This is a genomic window from Kocuria oceani (assembly GCF_029524215.1).
Lineage (GTDB): Bacteria > Actinomycetota > Actinomycetes > Actinomycetales > Micrococcaceae > Kocuria > Kocuria oceani.
In genome coordinates this window covers 173,252-189,891 of record NZ_JARAMH010000003.1, presented here as the reverse complement: position 1 = coordinate 189,891, position 16,640 = coordinate 173,252, and the positions used below count along the sequence as shown (strand labels likewise).

Here is a 16,640-nt window from a genome sequence, read left to right as displayed (position 1 = left end):
CAGCACGTCCGGGGGCGTGCCGGACCCATGCGGGCTAGGCTCCCGTAGCCGGCGGAACCCGCGGCCCGCCGGGGCGAGCGCCGCCGCCGCGTCGGCGGCGCGGGGCACGTTCCGCCCCGACGCGGGTCCGTCCGCTCGGTGCCCTCCACCGATCCGGGCAGCAGCAGCGGCCCCGTCGAGGGAGCGCCGGGGCCGCCCTAGAGTGGGGAGCATGGACCCGGACCCCCTGCTCAGTCGCGCCACCGGCTACACCACGCTCGCCGCAGGGACCGAGGCGGTGGCGGAGCTGGAGATCAAGCGGTCCCGGTTCCTGGCCGTGCTCCGCCGGGCCGGCACCGAGGCCGAGGCGCGGGCCCTGGTGGAGGAGCTGCGCCGGAGCTCCCACGACGCCCGCCACCACTGCTCCGCGTTCGTGCTGGGCCCGGACCGGGACGTCCAGCGCTCCTCGGACGACGGGGAGCCGGCCGGCACCGCCGGCCTGCCCATGCTGGAGGCGCTGGTGCTGCGGCGCACGGGCACGGCCGCGGGTGGCGCCGACGTCACCGACCTCTCCGATGTCAGCGCGGTGGTGGTGCGCTGGTTCGGCGGCACCCTGCTCGGCGCCGGCGGACTGGTGCGCGCCTACTCCGACGCCGTGTCCCAGGCCCTCGACGGGGCGCAGCTGGTCCGCCCCCGGCGGCAGCGCCTCTACCGCCTGCCGGCCTCGCACGCGGACGCCGGCCGGATCGAGAACGAGCTGCGGGCCACCGGCCTCACCGTGCTGGGCACCTCCTACGGGGCCGCGGGCGCCGAGCTGGGCCTCGCCCTGCCCGACGACGACGCCGCCCTCGCCGCGGCGCACTCGCGGGTGGCCGCGCTGACCGCCGGCACCGGGGTCCTGCACCCGGACGGCGTGGACTGGGTCGACTCCCCCGCCGCTCCCCCGGCCTGAGCGCCCCGCGGCGGGACCGCCGGGTCGCACCGGTGGCGTCCGGGGCCGGTTCCGGCCGAGCCGCGGCAGCCGCTGCCGGAGCGTGACCGGGCCGGAGCATGACCGCGCCGGTAGCGGCCGCGTCCGGACACGGGGACGGCCCCCGCCCTGGACAGGGCGGGGGCCGTCGGAGCGCAGTGCGGGACTGCCTACCGGTGCCGGTCGGCTCAGGCGCCGGTGAGCTTCTCGCGCAGCGCGGCCAGGGCCTCGTCGGAGGCCAGGGTGCCGGAGTCGGCGGGAGCCTCGGAGGAGTAGCTGGTCGGAGCCGGCGCGGAAGAGGAGGAGGACGACGAGGACGAGGAGCTCGTCGTGCCGCCGGCGGCCGCCTCGGCGTCCTCGGCGATCGACTTGCGGACCTGCTCCTTGTGGGCCTCCCAGCGGGCCTGGGCGTCGGCGTACTGCTGCTCCCAGGCGGCGCGCTGCTCCTCGAAGCCCTCGATCCACTCGTTGGTCTCGGGATCGAAGCCGGCGGGGTACTTGTAGTTGCCCTGCTCGTCGTACTCGGCGGCCATGCCGTACTGGGCCGGGTCGAACTCGGTGGAGTCCGGGTCCACGCCCTCGTTGGCCTGCTTGAGCGACAGCGAGATGCGGCGGCGGTCCAGGTCGATGTCGATGACCTTGACGAACAGCTCGTCGCCCACGGAGACGACCTGCTCGGCCATGTCCACGTGGCGCTGGGCCAGCTCGGAGATGTGCACCAGGCCCTCGATGCCGTCCTCGACGCGCACGAACGCACCGAAGGGAACGAGCTTGGTGACCTTGCCCGGCACGACCTGGCCGAGGGCGTGGGTGCGGGCGAACAGCTGCCACGGGTCCTCCTGGGTCGCCTTCAGCGACAGGGAGACACGCTCGCGGTCCATGTCCACGTCGAGGACCTCGACGGTGACCTCCTGGCCGACCTCGACGACCTCGGACGGGTGGTCGATGTGCTTCCAGGACAGCTCGGAGACGTGCACCAGGCCGTCGACGCCGCCCAGGTCCACGAAGGCACCGAAGTTGACGATCGAGGAGACCGTGCCCGTGCGGACCTGGCCCTTCTCGAGCTTGTGCAGGAAGTTGGAGCGGACCTCGGACTGGGTCTGCTCGAGCCAGGCACGGCGGGACAGGACCACGTTGTTGCGGTTCTTGTCCAGCTCGATGATCTTCGCCTCGATCTGCTGGCCGATGTACGGCGCGAGGTCGCGCACGCGGCGCATCTCGACGAGGGAGGCGGGCAGGAAGCCGCGCAGGCCGATGTCCAGGATGAGGCCGCCCTTGACGACCTCGATGACGGTGCCGGTGACGACGCCGTCCTCCTCCTTGACCTTCTCGATGTCGCCCCAGGCGCGCTCGTACTGAGCCCGCTTCTTGGACAGGATCAGGCGGCCTTCCTTGTCCTCCTTGGTGAGGACCAGAGCCTCGACCTCATCACCCACGGTCACGACCTCGTCGGGGTCGACATCGTGCTTGATGGACAGCTCGCGGGACGGGATGACGCCCTCGGTCTTGTAGCCGATGTCGAGAAGGACCTCGTCGCGGTCGACCTTGACGACGGTGCCCTCGACGAGGTCGCCGTCGTTGAAGTACTTGATGGTCGCGTCGACAGCGGCGAGGAAGTCCTCCTCGGACCCGATGTCGTTGACGGCAACCTGCGGGGTGGTGGTGGTCATGTAGTAGGGGCTCCGATGTGGATAGGTTCTGATCAGTCGGAACGGCACCTGCCGGCCGGCCGCGGCCGTTCCGAAGGACTGTTGGACAGGGTGCGTGCACAGCACGCACCGGCTCAGTCTACGGATGCGCCGAAAAGGAAGCAACACGCGCCCGCGCGGGCGGCGCCGGTCAGAACTGCGTGACCCCGTAGGGGGCGGTCGGCGTCTCCATGAAGTCCTGCAGGTCCCGCAGCGCGTCCTCGTCCCGGGCGACGATCAGCCCGGCCTGGGCCAGGGTGCTGGCCTTGACCGCCCCGAGGTACAGGGAGCCCAGCACGTCCACCCGCATCGCCACGTCGGCCCCGTCGGGCAGCTGCACCGCGGGCACGGACCGGCCGGCGTCGTCGTCGGCGGTGCGGGGACGGTCGGCGACGCGCTCGACCACGGGGCGCCCGCTGGTGGTGTCCAGCGCCCACAGGCCGTCGGCGTAGCCCATCGAGTCCACCAGGGAGATCACGATCCGCCCGCGCACGGTGTACGGGCGGGCCTCGAGGGCGGCGGCCGGGTCCAGGACCCGGACCCAGACCTTGTCCGACTCCGAGGTGACCCGGTACTGCGCGCGGTCGGTCATCGCCCACACCAGCGGGTCCTCCACGGGGGCCCGGCCGAAGCGGACCCGGTCCACGAGGTCCAGGGAGGTGACGAACTCCCACAGGGCGATCGACACGTCCGGGGAGGCGCCCACGAGGTCGAGCACGGTGAGGGTCAGCGGGTAGGAGGTATTGGGCTCGAACCGGTAGGTGACGTAGCCGTCCGGGCGCATCGCGTCGTCGTAGTGCACGGCGCAGCGCACCTCCGGGTCGGCCTTCTGCGGGGTGATGGCGTACTCCCCCGTGTACTCCGGCCAGTGGTAGGCCACCCGGCTCACCGACCCGTGCGAGCTCTCGTGGAAGCGCTGGAAGAGCACGGGGGCCAGCTGGCGCACGGCCTCCCCGTCGGCCATCTCCACGGTGCCCACCGTGGGGGCCTTCAGCTGCAGCCGGGTGGTGGCGTCGACGCTGACCTCCCGGTTGAACGTGGCGGCGCCGAAGCCGAACCGCCCGTAGATGGTCGCCTCCGTGGCGGTGAGCAGCGCCACGGGGTAGCCGTCCCGCTGCGCGCGGTCGAGGTCGCCGGTCATCAGCCGGCGCAGCAGGCCCCGGCGGCTGTGGGTGGGGCGCACCGTGACCTCGGAGATCAGCCGTGCGCGCAGCAGCCGGCCGCGGCCCACGTTGAGGGAGCCCTCCCACGAGGTGAACGTCGCCACGGGTCGCCGGGTGGGCAGCGCCGCCTCGGGCACCGCGTGCGGATAGGCGGCCCGCAGCCGGACCCGCTCGGCGTGCATCCAGGACAGGGTGCGCTCGAGGGTCTCCTCGGTGGGCTCCGCCTGGTGGAAGCCCTGGCGGATGGCCCGGACCCACTCCACCGCGGCGGGGTTCCCCGCGGTTCCGCCGGGGCCCACCCCGAACTCCGCGAAGGTGTAGTCGTGCCCGCCGGCCGAGTAGGACTCGGTCACGGTGCCCGGGGTGGTCGGCGGCGTCGGTGCCTCGTGCGTCAGGTCCATGTCGTGTCCTTCGTCGGCGGTGCGGAGCAGGCGGTCGGGCGGAGCGGTCAGTGGGCCGCCTCGTGCCAGGACCGCCCGGCGCCCACGTTGACCTCCAGTGGCACCGCCAGCTCGGCGGCCCCGCCCATCTCCTCGCGCAGCACCTGCTCCACGGCGGCCGTCTCCCCGCCCACGACCTCGACCACGAGTTCGTCGTGGACCTGCAGGAGCACCCGGGAGGACAGGCCCTCGGCGGTGAAGCGGCGGTCCACGCCCAGCATCGCCTTCTTGATGATGTCCGCGGCCGAGCCCTGGATCGGGGCGTTGAGGGCGGCGCGCTCGGCCATGGCCCGCAGCTGCCGGTTGTCGCTGGAGAGGTCCGGGAGGTAGCGGCGGCGGCCGTCGATCGTGGCGGTGTAGCCGTCGGCGCGGGCCTGCTCCACGACCCCGCGCAGGTAGTCCCGCACGGCGCCGAACCGGGTGAAGTAGTCGCTCATCAGCGTCCGTGCCTCGTCCACCGGGATCCGCAGCTGCTTGGAGAGCCCGAAGGAGCTCAGCCCGTAGACCAGCCCGTAGCTCATGGCCTTGACCTTGGAGCGCATCGCCGCGGTGACCTCCTCCGGGGCCACGCCGAAGATCTTCGAGCCGACGAACCGGTGCAGGTCCTCGCCGTTGCGGAACGCCTCGATGAGCGCCTCGTCCCCGGACAGGTGTGCCATGATGCGCATCTCGATCTGCGAGTAGTCGGCGGTCAGCAGCTGCTCGTACTCCCGGCCCGGCCCGGGGCGCCCCACCACGAACAGGGCGCGGATGCGCCGGCCCTCCTCGGTGCGCACCGGGATGTTCTGCAGGTTGGGGTTGGTGGAGGACAGCCGGCCCGTGGCGGCGACGTTCTGCATGTAGGTGGTGTGCACCCGCCCGTCCTCGGCGATGGCCTTCTGCAGGCCCTCGACGGTCTGCCGCAGCTTGTTCGCGTCCCGGTAGGCCAGCAGGCTCGCCAGGAAGCGGTGGCCCTTGGACTCGGGGTCGGTGCGGGTGAGCAGCTCCGCCACGGCGTCGGCGTCGGTGGTGAAGCCGGACTTGATCTTCTTGGTCCTCGGCAGCCCCAGCTCCTCGAACATCACCTGCTGCAGCTGCTTGGTGGAGCCCAGGTTCACGGGTTCGGCGATCTGGGCGTGGGCCTCCTGCTTGGCCTGCTCGATCACCCGGGCGAAGTCGTCGAGCAGGACCTGCACGCCCTCGGGGTCCACCGCGATCCCGGCCAGCTCCATCCGGCCGAGCACGACCGCCAGCGGCAGCTCCAGGTCGGTGAGCAGGCCGGTCTGGTGCGTCTCCGCGAGCTTGTCCAGCAGGTGCTCGGAGAGCTGGGTGGTGGCCACGGCCAGCTCCGCCTCCCGGCGCAGCACGGCCGGGTCCGGCCAGGGCCGCTCCTCCAGGGTCAGCTCCTGCTGGCCCTGGGCGGCGGGGCCGGTGTCCTCCGCGGCGGCCACCGTCAGGCCGAGCCGCTCCTCGAGCAGCGCCGGCAGCTCGTAGCTGCGCCGCGCCGGCTGCAGGAGGTAGGCGGAGAGCTGCGGGTCGTCCACCACGCCCTCGAGCACCAGCCCGCGCACGGACAGGGACTTCCAGACGTCCTTGACCCCGTCCACGATCTTCGCCCGTCCCGCGTCGGCGAGCCACCCGGCCAGGGCGGCCTCCAGTGCCGCGTCCGCGGCGGAGAGGTCGAGGAACACGGCGGAGGGCGCGTTCCCGCCGCGGGCCAGGACGACCCCGGAGAGCTCGCGGGCCCCCGGCAGCTCGGGGTCGTCCGCGCGGTGCAGGGCGCGCAGGACCACGGGCGAGTCCTCCGCGGCCAGCCAGTCCTGCAGCTCCTCCCCGGTGCCGGGCCGGGCCACCTCGCCGAGGCCGAGGTCGGCGGGCGGGGCGCTCTCGTCCTGCGGCCGGCCGAACGCGTCGAAGAGCCGGTTGCGCAGCCCGTCGCCGAACTCGAGGTCGTCGAAGACCTCGCCCACGGCCTCGGCGTCGGGCACGGGCAGCCCGGCGTCGGCGAGGTCGACGTCGAGGCCGAGGTCGGTGACGAGCCGGTTGAGCCGCCGGTTGCGCTCCACGGCCGCCCGGTGCTCGCGCAGCGCCTCGCCCTTCTTGCCCTTGATCCGGTCCGCGTGCTCGAGCAGCGAGGGCACGTCCCCGTAGGCGAGGATCCACTTGGCCGCGAAGCCGGCCCCCACCCCGGGCACCCCGGGGAGGTTGTCGGCCTGCTCCCCGGTCAGCGCGGCGAGGTCGGGGTAGTGCTGCGGCGGGACCTTGTACTTCTCCACCACCGCGGCGGCGTCCATGTGCTTGAGGTCGGAGGGGGTGCGCCCGGGGTAGACCACCGTGACGTGGTCGTCGATCATCTGGAAGGCGTCCCGGTCCCCCGAGAAGACGAGGACCTCGTAGTCCTGCTCCGCGCCGCGGCGGGCCAGGGTCGCCAGGACGTCGTCGGCCTCGTGGCCCTCCGCGGTGACCACGGGCACCCCCAGTGCCTCGAGGATCCGCCGGATCTGCGGGACCTGGCCGTGGAACTCCTCGGGCGTCTCGTCCCGCCCGCCCTTGTACTCCCCGTACTCCTGGGAGCGCAGCGTGGGGCCCTCGAGGTCGAAGGAGACCACCAGGTGGGTGGGCTTCTGCTCCCGGACCAGCTTCACCAGCGTGTTCACGAAGCCGTACACGGCCTCGGTGTGACGCCCGTCGGAGGTGACGAAGGCGGGCCCGCCGCCGTACTCGGCGGCGCGCGAGAGCGCGAAGAACGCCCGGAAGGCCAGGGAGTGGCCGTCGACCAGCAGCAGCTTCCGCTCCGGCCGGGAGACCGGCCGGGGGATCTCGACCTCGACCGGGTGGTCGGTCTCGGCCCCCACGGTCACCGTGCGCACGCCGGCCTCGGAGCTGCTGTCGGTCAGGATCTGCTGCGTCGTTTCACTCACGGACCCATCCTAGGGCCCGGGCCGGACGGGCTCCGTGTCCCGCAGCGTGCCGCTCAGGCGACCTGGTTGATGATCGCCTCGGCGACCTCGCGCATGGACAGCCGCCGGTCCATCGACGTCTTCTGGATCCAGCGGAAGGCCTCGGGCTCGGTCAGCCCCATCTTGGTGGTCAGCAGGGACTTCGCCCGCTCCACGAGCTTGCGGGTGGCGAACTGCTCCTTCATGTCGGAGACCTCGCGCTCCAGCGCCGCGATCTCCTCGAAGCGCGAGATCGCGATCTCGATCGCCGGCACCACGTCGTCGACGGTGAACGGCTTGACCACGTAGGCCATCGCGCCGGCCTCGCGAGCCCGCTCGACGAGCTCGCGCTGGCTGAAGGCCGTGAGCAGGACCACCGGGGCGATCCGCTCCGAGGCGATCTGCTCGGCGGCCGTGATCCCGTCCAGGACCGGCATCTTCACGTCCATCAGGACCAGGTCCGGGCGGTGCTCGCGCGCCAGCTCGACGGCGCGCTGGCCGTTGTCGGCCTCGGCCACCACGTCGTAGCCGGCCTCCCCGAGCATCTCCACGATGTCGAGGCGGATGAGGGTCTCGTCCTCTGCCACCACCACCCGGCGGGGCGGGCGCAGGGACGTCCCGGCGTCCTCCTCGGGAAGGGCGCTGTCCCGGTCCTCGGGCTCCTCCGCCGGGGCGGGTTTCGGCTGCTCCGTCACGCTGACTCCTTGCCTGCTGGTGGGGCGGTCCCGCGGCGGGCGGGACCGCGGACTCCGGGTGCACGGGTGGCCCGGGGCCGCCCGGCACGGCACGTGCCGTCCGATCGGTCCCAGCCTATAACTGTTGTACGCTGGTCGAGCGCAGGAGCAGTCCCCTCGACGGGGCCGCGGGGACTGCGACCACGGGCCCAAGTGGCGGAACTGGCAGACGCGCCGCACTCAAAATGCGGTTCCTCGGAGTGTGGGTTCGAGTCCCACCTTGGGCACGAGCACCCCGGACCGCCGGTCCGGGGTTTTTTCGCGCCCCGGACCGCCGGTCCCGCGCCGGTTCCCGCGCGGTCCTCGCTCAGGCCCCGGCGGGACGCTCGCGCAGCAGGTTGGTGACCCGGGCCGTGGACAGCCGCCGCCCCTGCTCGTCGGTCATGACGACCTCGTGCACGGTCATCGTGGCGCCCAGGTGCAGCGCCGTGCAGGTCCCGGTCACCGTCCCGGCGGCGATCCCGCGCTGGTGCGTCGCGTTGATGTCGACCCCCACCGCGAAGCGCTCCGGGCCGGCGTGCACGCTCGCGGCCGAGGAGGCCAGGGTCTCGGCCAGGACGCAGTGCGCCCCGCCGTGCAGGATCCCGCCGGGCTGGGTGTTCGGCTCCACCGGCATCGTGGCGACCGCGCGCCCGGGCGTGAGCTCCGTGAACCGGATGCCCATCGCCCGGGCGAGACCGCCGATCCCGTGCCCGGGGAACCCCGCGTGCAGCTCCTCGGGCACCCCGTGGGCACGGAGATCCCGGGCGTGCTCCTCCGGGTCGAGGCGCCCGCTCAGGACTCCCGCCACGGCCCCACGCGCTCACGCCGCCGCTGACCGCTCAGCAGCTCGCCGGCGTCCTTGACGTCGCCCACCCGGTGCACCTTCACGAGGTTGGTGGTGCCGGCGACCCCGGGGGGCGAACCGGCGCAGATCACCACGAGGTCGTCCTCCCCTGCCAGGCCCTGCTCCTGCAGGTGGAGGTCCACCTGCCGGGTCATGTCGTCCGTGTGGTCGACCTTCGCGACCTGGATCGGCTGGACGCCCCACAGCAGGGACATCAGGGCGGTCACCAGCGGCTCGGGGGTGAACGCCAGGATCGGGTGCGGCGGGCGCAGCCGGGAGAGCCGGCGGGCGGAGTCCCCGGACTGGGTGAAGGTGCAGATGTAGCTGACGTCGAGCTGCCGGGCGATCGTGACCGCCGCGCGGGTCACCGCGCCGCCGCGGGTGCGCGGCTCCGTGCCCAGCGCCGGGACGCGCTCGAGCGCCTGGGACTCGGTGGCCTCGATGATCCGGGCCATGGTCTGGATGGTCTCGATCGGGTACTTGCCCACCGAGGTCTCCCCGGAGAGCATCACGGCGTCCGCGCCGTCGAGCACCGCGTTGGCGCAGTCGGAGGCCTCGGCGCGGGTGGGGCGCGGGCTGTCGATCATCGACTCGAGCACCTGGGTGGCGACGATCACGGGCTTGGCCCAGCGGCGGGCGAGCTCGATGGCGCGCTTCTGCACGATCGGCACCTGCTCCAGCGGCAGCTCCACGCCGAGGTCGCCGCGGGCGACCATGATGCCGTCGAACGCGTCGATGATCTCGTGCAGGGAGTCCACCGCCTGGGGCTTCTCGATCTTGGCGATCACGGGCAGGCGGCGGCCCTCCTCGTCCATGATCTCGTGCACCCGCACGATGTCCTTGGCGTCCCGCACGAAGGACAGGGCGATCAGGTCCACGCCGCGGCGCAGGGCCCAGCGGAGGTCGTCCTCGTCCTTGTCGGACAGCGCGGGGACGTTCACGGCCACGCCGGGCAGGTTGATGCCCTTGTTGTTGGACACCGGCCCGCCCACGACCACCTCGGCGGTCACGGTGGTGTCCGAGACGGCGGTGGCGCGCAGGGCGACCCGGCCGTCGTCGATGAGCAGGGGGTCGCCCACGTTCACGTCGCCGGGCAGGCCCTTGTGGGTGGTGGAGCACAGCTCCGCGGTGCCCTCGACGTCCTCGACCGTGATGGAGAACTCGTCGCCGGGCAGCAGCTCGTGGGGGCCGTCGGCGAAGCGGCCGAGCCGGATCTTGGGGCCCTGCAGGTCCGCGAGGATCGCGACGGTCTGCCCGAGGTCCTCGGAGGCCCGGCGCAGGTTCTCGTAGGACGAGTCGTGGACGGAGTGGTCGCCGTGGCTCATGTTGAGCCGGGCCACGTTCATGCCGGACCGGATCGCCTGGGAGAGGTTCTCGTAGGAGGAGATGGCCGGGCCGATCGTGGCCACGATCTTTGCTCGTCGCATGTGTGCCGCCTTGGGTTGTGGGGTGCCACCGCGGGTGGACGCACAAGAAAGAACGACCGGGACGCCGCGCGGGCGCGGCGGAGCTCCCGGCCGCTCTGCCTGGTTGTCCTGCCCCGGAGCGGGGAGGTCCTTCCCAGCCTACCAACGCGGCACGTGGTGTCGAGGCCGCCGCTCCCCCGGCACCCGTCCACCGACGACGAGGCGCGGCCCGCACCCCGGGTGGGGGGTGCGGGCCGCGCCGTGGTCCGGGCCGTGGGCCCTACATGCTGAGGTCGATGGCCCGGTCCGTGGGGGCCACCGGCGCCGGCAGCCGGGTGGAGCCCAGGAGGTGGCGCTCGACGGCGGCCGCGCAGGCCCGGCCCTCGGCGATCGCCCAGACCACCAGGGACTGGCCCCGGCCCGCGTCGCCGCAGGAGAACACCCCGTCCACGTTGGTCATGTACTGGTCGTCGCGGGCCACGTTGGTCCGCCCGTCCAGCTCCGCGCCGATCTGCGCGGTGATGTCCTCGGACTCGTTGCCGGTGAAGCCCAGCGCCAGGAACACCAGGTCCGCGGGCAGGACCTTCTCCGTGCCCTGCTTCGGGGCGCGGCGGCCGTCGGGCAGGTACTCGGTCTCGGCGACCTTCAGCCCGGTCAGCTTCCCGTTCTCGCCCACGAACTCCACGGTCGAGGCCAGGTAGGTCCGCTCGCCGCCCTCCTCGTGGGAGGTGGAGACCTCGAAGACCCTCGGCATCATCGGCCACGGGTCGGCGTCGGAGCGGTCCGCGGCGGGCTTGCGCCCGATCGCCAGGGACGTGATCGAGGCGGCGCCTTGGCGGTTGGCGGTGCCGATGCAGTCGGAGCCGGTGTCGCCGCCGCCGAGTACGATGACGTGCTTGCCCCGCGCCGAGATCTGCCCCTCGACCTCGTCGCCGGCCACCACGCGGTTGGCCTGCACCAGGTAGTCCATCGCGAAGTGCACGCCCTCGAGGTCGCGGCCCGGGATCGTCAGGTCGCGCGGGAGGGTGGCGCCGGTGGCGACCACGACCGCGTCGTAGCGGCGCTTGAGCTGGTCCCAGGTGATGTCCTTGCCGATCTCCACGCCCGGGCGGAAGCGGGTGCCCTCGGCGCGCATGACGTCCAGGCGGCGGTCCAGGACCTCCTTCTCCATCTTGAAGTCGGGGATGCCGTAGCGCAGCAGCCCGCCGATCCGGTCGTCGCGCTCGTAGACCGCGACGGTGAACCCGGCCTGGGTCAGCTGCTGGGCCGCCGCGAGCCCGCCGGGCCCGGAGCCCACGACAGCCACGGTCTTGCCGACCAGCCGCTGCGGGACGAACGGCTTGATGATGCCCTCGTCGAAGCCCATCTCGCCGATCGAGTACTCGATCTGCTTGATGGTCACCGCCGGCTGGTTGATCCCGAGCACGCACGAGGACTCGCACGGGGCCGGGCAGACCCGCCCGGTGAACTCCGGGAAGTTGTTGGTGGCGTGCATGCGCTCGACCGCCTCGGCGTCGAGCCCGCGCCACACCAGGTCGTTCCACTCCGGGATCAGGTTGCCCAGGGGGCAGCCCTCGTGGCAGAAGGGGATGCCGCAGTCCATGCACCGGCCGGCCTGCTTCTGCAGCACCCCCCGGTCCTGGGCCTCCTGGACCTCCTTCCAGTCCATGATCCGGACCGGCACCGGCCGCTTGGGGCGGTCGACGCGCTCGGTCACCTTCAGAAAACCGCGCGGATCAGCCACGGGTCGTCACCTCCAGGATCTTGTGCCAGGCCTCGTCGCCGTCGGGGTCCTGCCCCCGGGTCGCGGCCTCTTCGCGGATGCCCTGCACCGCGGCGTACTCCCGCGGCAGGACCTTGGTGAACCGGCCCAGCGTGGCCACCGGATCGGCCAGCAGCCGGTCCGAGAGCTCGGAGCCGGTCTCCTCGCCGTGCTTCGTGATCAGCGCGAGCACCGCCTCGGCGTCGGCCTCGTCCAGTGGCAGCAGCTGGAGCTCGCCGCTGTCCCGGGCCTGCTTGTTGACGGAGGTCTCGGCCAGGTCGATGACGTAGGCGACGCCGCCGGACATGCCGGCGCCGAAGTTGCGCCCGGTGCGGCCCAGCACCAGGGCGGTGCCGCCGGTCATGTACTCGCAGCCGTGGTCCCCGATGCCCTCGACCACCGCGGTGGCCCCGGAGTTGCGCACCAGGAAGCGCTCGCCCACGGTGCCGCGCAGGAAGATCTCCCCGCCCGTGGCGCCGTAGCCGATCACGTTGCCGGCGATGACGTTCTCCGAGGCCTCGAACACGGCGTCCCGCTCGGGGCGCACGATGATCCGCCCGCCCGAGAGGCCCTTGCCGGTGTAGTCGTTGGCGTCGCCCTCCAGGCGCAGGGTGATGCCCTGCGGCAGGAACGCGCCGAGCGACTGCCCGGCCTGGCCGGTGAGCGTCACGTCGATGGTGTCGTGGGCGAGCTCGTCCGTGCCGAAGGTGCGGGTCACCACGTGCCCGAGCATCGTGCCCACCGCCCGGTCGGTGTTGATGATGTGCTGCTGGATCCGGACGGGCTCCCGCTTCTCCAGGGCGGCCCGGGACAGGCGGATGAGCTCGTTGTCGAAGTGCTTCTCCAGCTCGTGGTCCTGGCCGCGCATGTTGCGCACGGCCGCGCCGCGGTGCTCGAGCACCGTGGAGTGCAGGATCGGGGACAGGTCCAGCCCGTGGGCCTTCCAGTGGTCGATCGCGGCCTTGGTCTCCAGGACCTCGGCGTGCCCGACGGCCTCCTCGATCGAGCGGAACCCGAGCTGGGCCAGGTACTCCCGGACCTCCTCGGCGATGAACTCGAAGAAGTTGACCACGTGCTCGGCCTTGCCGGTGAAGCGCCGGCGCAGCTCCGGGTTCTGCGTGGCCACGCCCACCGGGCAGGTGTCCAGGTGGCACTTGCGCATCATGATGCAGCCCTCGACGATCAGCGGGGCCGTGGCGAAGCCGAACTCCTCCGCCCCGAGCAGCGCCGCGATGATCACGTCGCGGCCGGTCTTCATCTGCCCGTCCGCCTGGACGACCACCCGGTCCCGCAGCCCGTTGAGCATCAGCGTCTGCTGGGTCTCGGCGAGGCCGAGCTCCCAGGGGGCGCCGGCGTGCTTGAGCGAGTTCAGCGGGGCCGCACCGGTGCCGCCGTCGTGCCCGGAGACGAGCACCACGTCCGCCTTGGCCTTGGTGACCCCGGAGGCCACGGTGCCGATGCCGATCTCCGAGACCAGCTTCACGTGCACCCGGGCCCGCGGGTTGGAGCGCTTGAGGTCGTAGATCAGCTGCGCCAGGTCCTCGATCGAGTAGATGTCGTGGTGCGGCGGCGGGGAGATCAGCGACACCCCGGGGGTGGAGTGGCGCGTCCGGGCGATCCAGGGGTAGAGCTTCTGGGCCATGAGCTGGCCGCCCTCGCCGGGCTTGGCGCCCTGGGCCATCTTGATCTGGATGTCGTCGGCGTTCGTGAGGTACAGGCTCGTGACGCCGAAGCGGCCGGAGGCCACCTGCTTGATCGCCGAACGGCGCTCCGGGTCGAGCAGCCGCTCCACGTCCTCGCCGCCCTCGCCGGTGTTGGACTTGGCGCCGAGCCGGTTCATGGCGATCGCCAGCGTCTCGTGCGCCTCCTGGGAGATGGAGCCGTAGCTCATCGCACCGGTCTGGAAGCGCTTGACGATCGAGCTGACGGGCTCGACCTCCTCCAGCGGCACCGGCCGGCGGTCGGAGGAGAAGCCGAGCAGCCCGCGCAGGGTCAGCAGCTTCTTGGTCTGGTCGTCCACGAGCTTCGTGTAGGACTTGAAGATGTCGTAGCGGCCGCTGCGGGTGGCGTGCTGGAGCCGGAAGACGGTCTGCGGGTTGAACAGGTGCGGCGGGCCGTCGCGGCGCCAGTCGTACTCCCCGCCGGTCTCGAGGTCGCGGTAGGGCTCGGTCACGCCGTCCGCGGGGTAGGCCCGGCGGTGGCGGGAGGCGGTCTCCTCGGCGATGACGCCGAGGCCGATGCCGCCGATCTGGGTGTGGGTGCCGGTGAAGTAGTCGTCCACCAGCTCCCGGGACAGGCCGAGGGCCTCGAAGACCTGGGCGCCGCAGTAGGAGGAGACCGTGGAGATGCCCATCTTGGACATGATCTTCTGCACGCCCTTGCCCAGGGCCTTGATCAGGTTCTGCACGGCGTGCTCGGTGGTGATCCCGGTCAGGTCGCCCGAGCGGACGAGCTCCTCGGCGGACTCCATCGCCAGGTACGGGTTCACCGCGGAGGCGCCGTAGCCGATGAGCAGCGCCACGTGGTGGACCTCGCGGACGTCGCCGGCCTCCACGATCAGCGCCACCTTGGTGCGGGTGGCCGAGCGCAGCAGGTGGTGGTGCACCGCGGAGGTCAGCAGCAGCGAGGGGATGGGCGCCCACGCGCCGTTGGAGTCGCGGTCCGAGACGATGACGTACTCCACGCCGCGGGCCACGGCCGCGGAGACCTTCTCGCAGATCTCGGCGATCCGGGCGCGCAGGGACTCGGCCCCGCCGTCGGGCCGGTACAGGCCGCGCACCTTCAGGGCGGCGGGCATCCCGTCCTCGCCCTCGATGTGCAGGAACTGGTCCAGCTGGTCGTTGTCGATGACCGGGAAGTCCAGGGCGATCTGGCGGGTGCGCACCCGCTCGGTGGTCAGCAGGTTCCCGGACGGCCCGACGGAGCCGCGCAGGCTGGTGACCAGCTCCTCGCGGATCGCGTCCAGCGGCGGGTTGGTGACCTGCGCGAAGGACTGCACGAAGTAGTCGAACAGCGTCCGGGACTGCTCCGAGAGCACGGCGATCGGGGTGTCGGTGCCCATGGCGTAGATGGGCTCGGCGCCCTTGGCCGCCATCGGGCCCACGATCATCTTGAGCTCCTCCTGCGTGTACCCGAAGGTCTTCTGGCGCAGGGTGATCGAGGAGCGCGGGTGCACCATGTGCTCGCGCTCGGGCAGGGCGGTGATGTCGACGATGTTGCCGTCGGCCCACTCCTCCCACGGCGCCGCGGAGGCGATCTCGGCCTTGATCTCGGCGTCCTCGACGATCCGCCCGCGGGCGGTGTCGACGAGGAACATCGTGCCCGGGGACACCCGGCCCTTGCGCACGACCTTGCGGTCGCCGATGTCGACGACGCCGACCTCGGAGGCCAGCACGACGAGCCCGTCGTCGGTGACCCAGAACCGGCCCGGGCGCAGGCCGTTGCGGTCCAGCAGCGAGCCGACCTGCACGCCGTCGGTGAAGGCGACCGCGGCGGGACCGTCCCACGGCTCCATGAAGGAGGCGTGGTAGCGGTAGAACGCCTTGCGGGCCGGGTCCATGGTCTCGTGGTTCTCCCAGGCCTCCGGGATCATCATCATCATGGCCTGGGTGACGGGCCGGCCGGAGAGCACCAGCAGCTCGGCCACCTCGTCGAGGGACTGCGAGTCGGAGGCGCCCTCGGAGCAGATCGGGAACAGCTCCTCGGGGCTGCGGCCCAGCAGCGGGGACTTCAGCTGCGACTGGCGGGCGCGCATCCAGTTGCGGTTGCCCTTCACGGTGTTGATCTCGCCGTTGTGCGCCAGGGTGCGCATGGGCTGGGCCAGCGGCCAGGAGGGGAACGTGTTGGTGGAGAAGCGCGAGTGCACGATCGCCAGCTCGGTGGCGAACCGCTCGTCGGCCAGGTCCGGGTAGAACGGCTCCAGCTGCTGGGTGGTCAGCATGCCCTTGTAGACGATGGTGCGCGAGGACAGGGAGGGGAAGTACACGCCGGCCTTGTTCTGGGCGCGCTTGCGCAACCGGAAGGCCTTCTGGTCCAGGCGGCGGCGGGCGGCCTCGTCCTCGGGCGCGGGGGCCGGCTCGGCCACGAAGAGCTGGACGAACCAGGGCATGACCTCGCGCGCGGAGCGGCCCACCACGGACTCGGCGACGGGGACCGGGCGCCAGCCCAGGACCTGCAGCTCCTCCGAGGCGGCGATCTCCTCGAGCGCGGCCTGGATCTGCTCCGCGTTCACCCCGCCGTGCGGCAGGAACGCGGTGCCCACGGCGTAGCCGCCCAGGGGCGGCAGCTCGAAGTCCACGACCGCCCGGAAGAACGCGTCGGGCAGCTGGGTGAGCAGCCCGGCGCCGTCCCCGGTGCCCTCGTCCCCGCCCACGGCACCGCGGTGCTCCAGGTTGCGCAGGGCGGTCAGGGCGGCGTCGACGATCTCGTGGCTGGGGGCGCCGTTGAGGGTCGCGACCACGGCGAGCCCGCACGCGTCCTTCTCCTCGTCCGGGTGGTAGAGGCCCTGCTCCGCGGGCGCGTTCGAGAACTGCTCGAACGGCGACGTCGCCTGGTCCTCGGCGATCTCGGCCGGGTCGGCCGGACGGGGGTCCGTGCCGTGCTGGTCGGAATTGTCACCGGGGGTGCCGGCGGGGGTAGAAGTCATGACAGACGTCTCCTCACCATGAGATGTGGTCAGCAGGAGCGGCCCCCGCAGCAGAGCTCCGGTCGGGAGGTGCCGCCGGTTCGTGAGCTGCCGCCGGCGTCCTCGAGCG

The 16,640-nt window shown here is 72.4% G+C and carries 9 protein-coding genes and 1 tRNA gene; 2 read left to right on the top strand and 8 right to left on the bottom strand.

Going from position 1 to position 16,640, the window contains the following annotated elements:
• The first annotated feature begins 211 nt into the window (after nucleotides 1-211).
• Nucleotides 212-931 carry an IMPACT family protein gene (locus PU704_RS04560; protein ID WP_277550374.1) on the top strand — a complete coding sequence of 240 codons (720 nt, stop codon included), beginning with the start codon at nucleotides 212-214 and terminating at the stop codon, nucleotides 929-931.
• A 206-nt stretch (nucleotides 932-1,137) separates the two neighbouring features.
• Here the strand turns inward: PU704_RS04560 and rpsA are convergent, their stop codons facing one another.
• From rpsA to PU704_RS04540, 4 genes are all read right to left on the bottom strand, one after another.
• Nucleotides 1,138-2,619 carry a 30S ribosomal protein S1 gene (rpsA, locus tag PU704_RS04555; RefSeq protein WP_277550373.1) on the bottom strand — a complete coding sequence of 494 codons (1,482 nt, stop codon included), beginning with the start codon at nucleotides 2,617-2,619 and terminating at the stop codon, nucleotides 1,138-1,140.
• A 169-nt stretch (nucleotides 2,620-2,788) separates the two neighbouring features.
• The gene (locus PU704_RS04550; protein ID WP_047803959.1) at nucleotides 2,789-4,201 is read right to left on the bottom strand and encodes a GNAT family N-acetyltransferase; all 1,413 of its coding nucleotides are present in this window, start codon (nucleotides 4,199-4,201) and stop codon (nucleotides 2,789-2,791) included.
• Between the two features lie 47 nt (nucleotides 4,202-4,248).
• Nucleotides 4,249-7,140, bottom strand: a complete 2,892-nt coding sequence (gene polA, locus PU704_RS04545) for a DNA polymerase I (RefSeq protein ID WP_277550372.1) — start codon at nucleotides 7,138-7,140, stop codon at nucleotides 4,249-4,251.
• A 53-nt stretch (nucleotides 7,141-7,193) separates the two neighbouring features.
• The gene (locus tag PU704_RS04540) at nucleotides 7,194-7,769 is read right to left on the bottom strand and encodes an ANTAR domain-containing response regulator (RefSeq protein ID WP_047803981.1); all 576 of its coding nucleotides are present in this window, start codon (nucleotides 7,767-7,769) and stop codon (nucleotides 7,194-7,196) included.
• Nucleotides 7,770-8,039: 270 nt separating this feature from the next.
• On the opposite strand from PU704_RS04540, the gene PU704_RS04535 reads away from it, so the two are divergent.
• A tRNA-Leu gene (locus tag PU704_RS04535) sits at nucleotides 8,040-8,119 on the top strand.
• 80 nt (nucleotides 8,120-8,199) lie between these two features.
• On the opposite strand, the gene PU704_RS04530 is transcribed toward PU704_RS04535, so the two are convergent.
• The 4 genes from PU704_RS04530 to gltB all read right to left on the bottom strand — a co-directional run bounded on the left by PU704_RS04530 (nucleotide 8,200) and on the right by gltB (nucleotide 16,531).
• The gene (locus PU704_RS04530) at nucleotides 8,200-8,682 is read right to left on the bottom strand and encodes a PaaI family thioesterase (protein WP_238986058.1); all 483 of its coding nucleotides are present in this window, start codon (nucleotides 8,680-8,682) and stop codon (nucleotides 8,200-8,202) included.
• Nucleotides 8,667-10,145, bottom strand: coding sequence for a pyruvate kinase (gene pyk, locus PU704_RS04525; protein WP_277550370.1), 1,479 nt, complete (start codon nucleotides 10,143-10,145; stop codon nucleotides 8,667-8,669). Before pyk ends, PU704_RS04530 begins: the two co-directional genes overlap by 16 nt.
• Nucleotides 10,146-10,404: 259 nt before the next feature.
• Nucleotides 10,405-11,868: a glutamate synthase subunit beta gene (locus PU704_RS04520; protein ID WP_047803956.1), complete on the bottom strand. Its 1,464-nt coding sequence runs from the start codon at nucleotides 11,866-11,868 to the stop codon at nucleotides 10,405-10,407.
• Nucleotides 11,861-16,531 carry a glutamate synthase large subunit gene (gltB, locus tag PU704_RS04515; protein ID WP_277550369.1) on the bottom strand — a complete coding sequence of 1,557 codons (4,671 nt, stop codon included), beginning with the start codon at nucleotides 16,529-16,531 and terminating at the stop codon, nucleotides 11,861-11,863. Before gltB ends, PU704_RS04520 begins: the two co-directional genes overlap by 8 nt.
• Nucleotides 16,532-16,640 lie beyond the last annotated feature (109 nt).

Excerpts from the sequence above, each read along its gene's own strand:
- rpsA (WP_277550373.1), bottom strand. The coding sequence starts at position 2,619 with ATGACCACCACCACCCCGCAGGTTGCCGTCAACGACATCGGGTCCGAG.
- gltB (WP_277550369.1), bottom strand. The coding sequence starts at position 16,531 with ATGACTTCTACCCCCGCCGGCACCCCCGGTGACAATTCCGACCAGCAC.
- PU704_RS04560 (WP_277550374.1), top strand. The coding sequence starts at position 212 with ATGGACCCGGACCCCCTGCTCAGTCGCGCCACCGGCTACACCACGCTC.
- PU704_RS04550 (WP_047803959.1), bottom strand. The coding sequence starts at position 4,201 with ATGGACCTGACGCACGAGGCACCGACGCCGCCGACCACCCCGGGCACC.
- pyk (WP_277550370.1), bottom strand. The coding sequence starts at position 10,145 with ATGCGACGAGCAAAGATCGTGGCCACGATCGGCCCGGCCATCTCCTCC.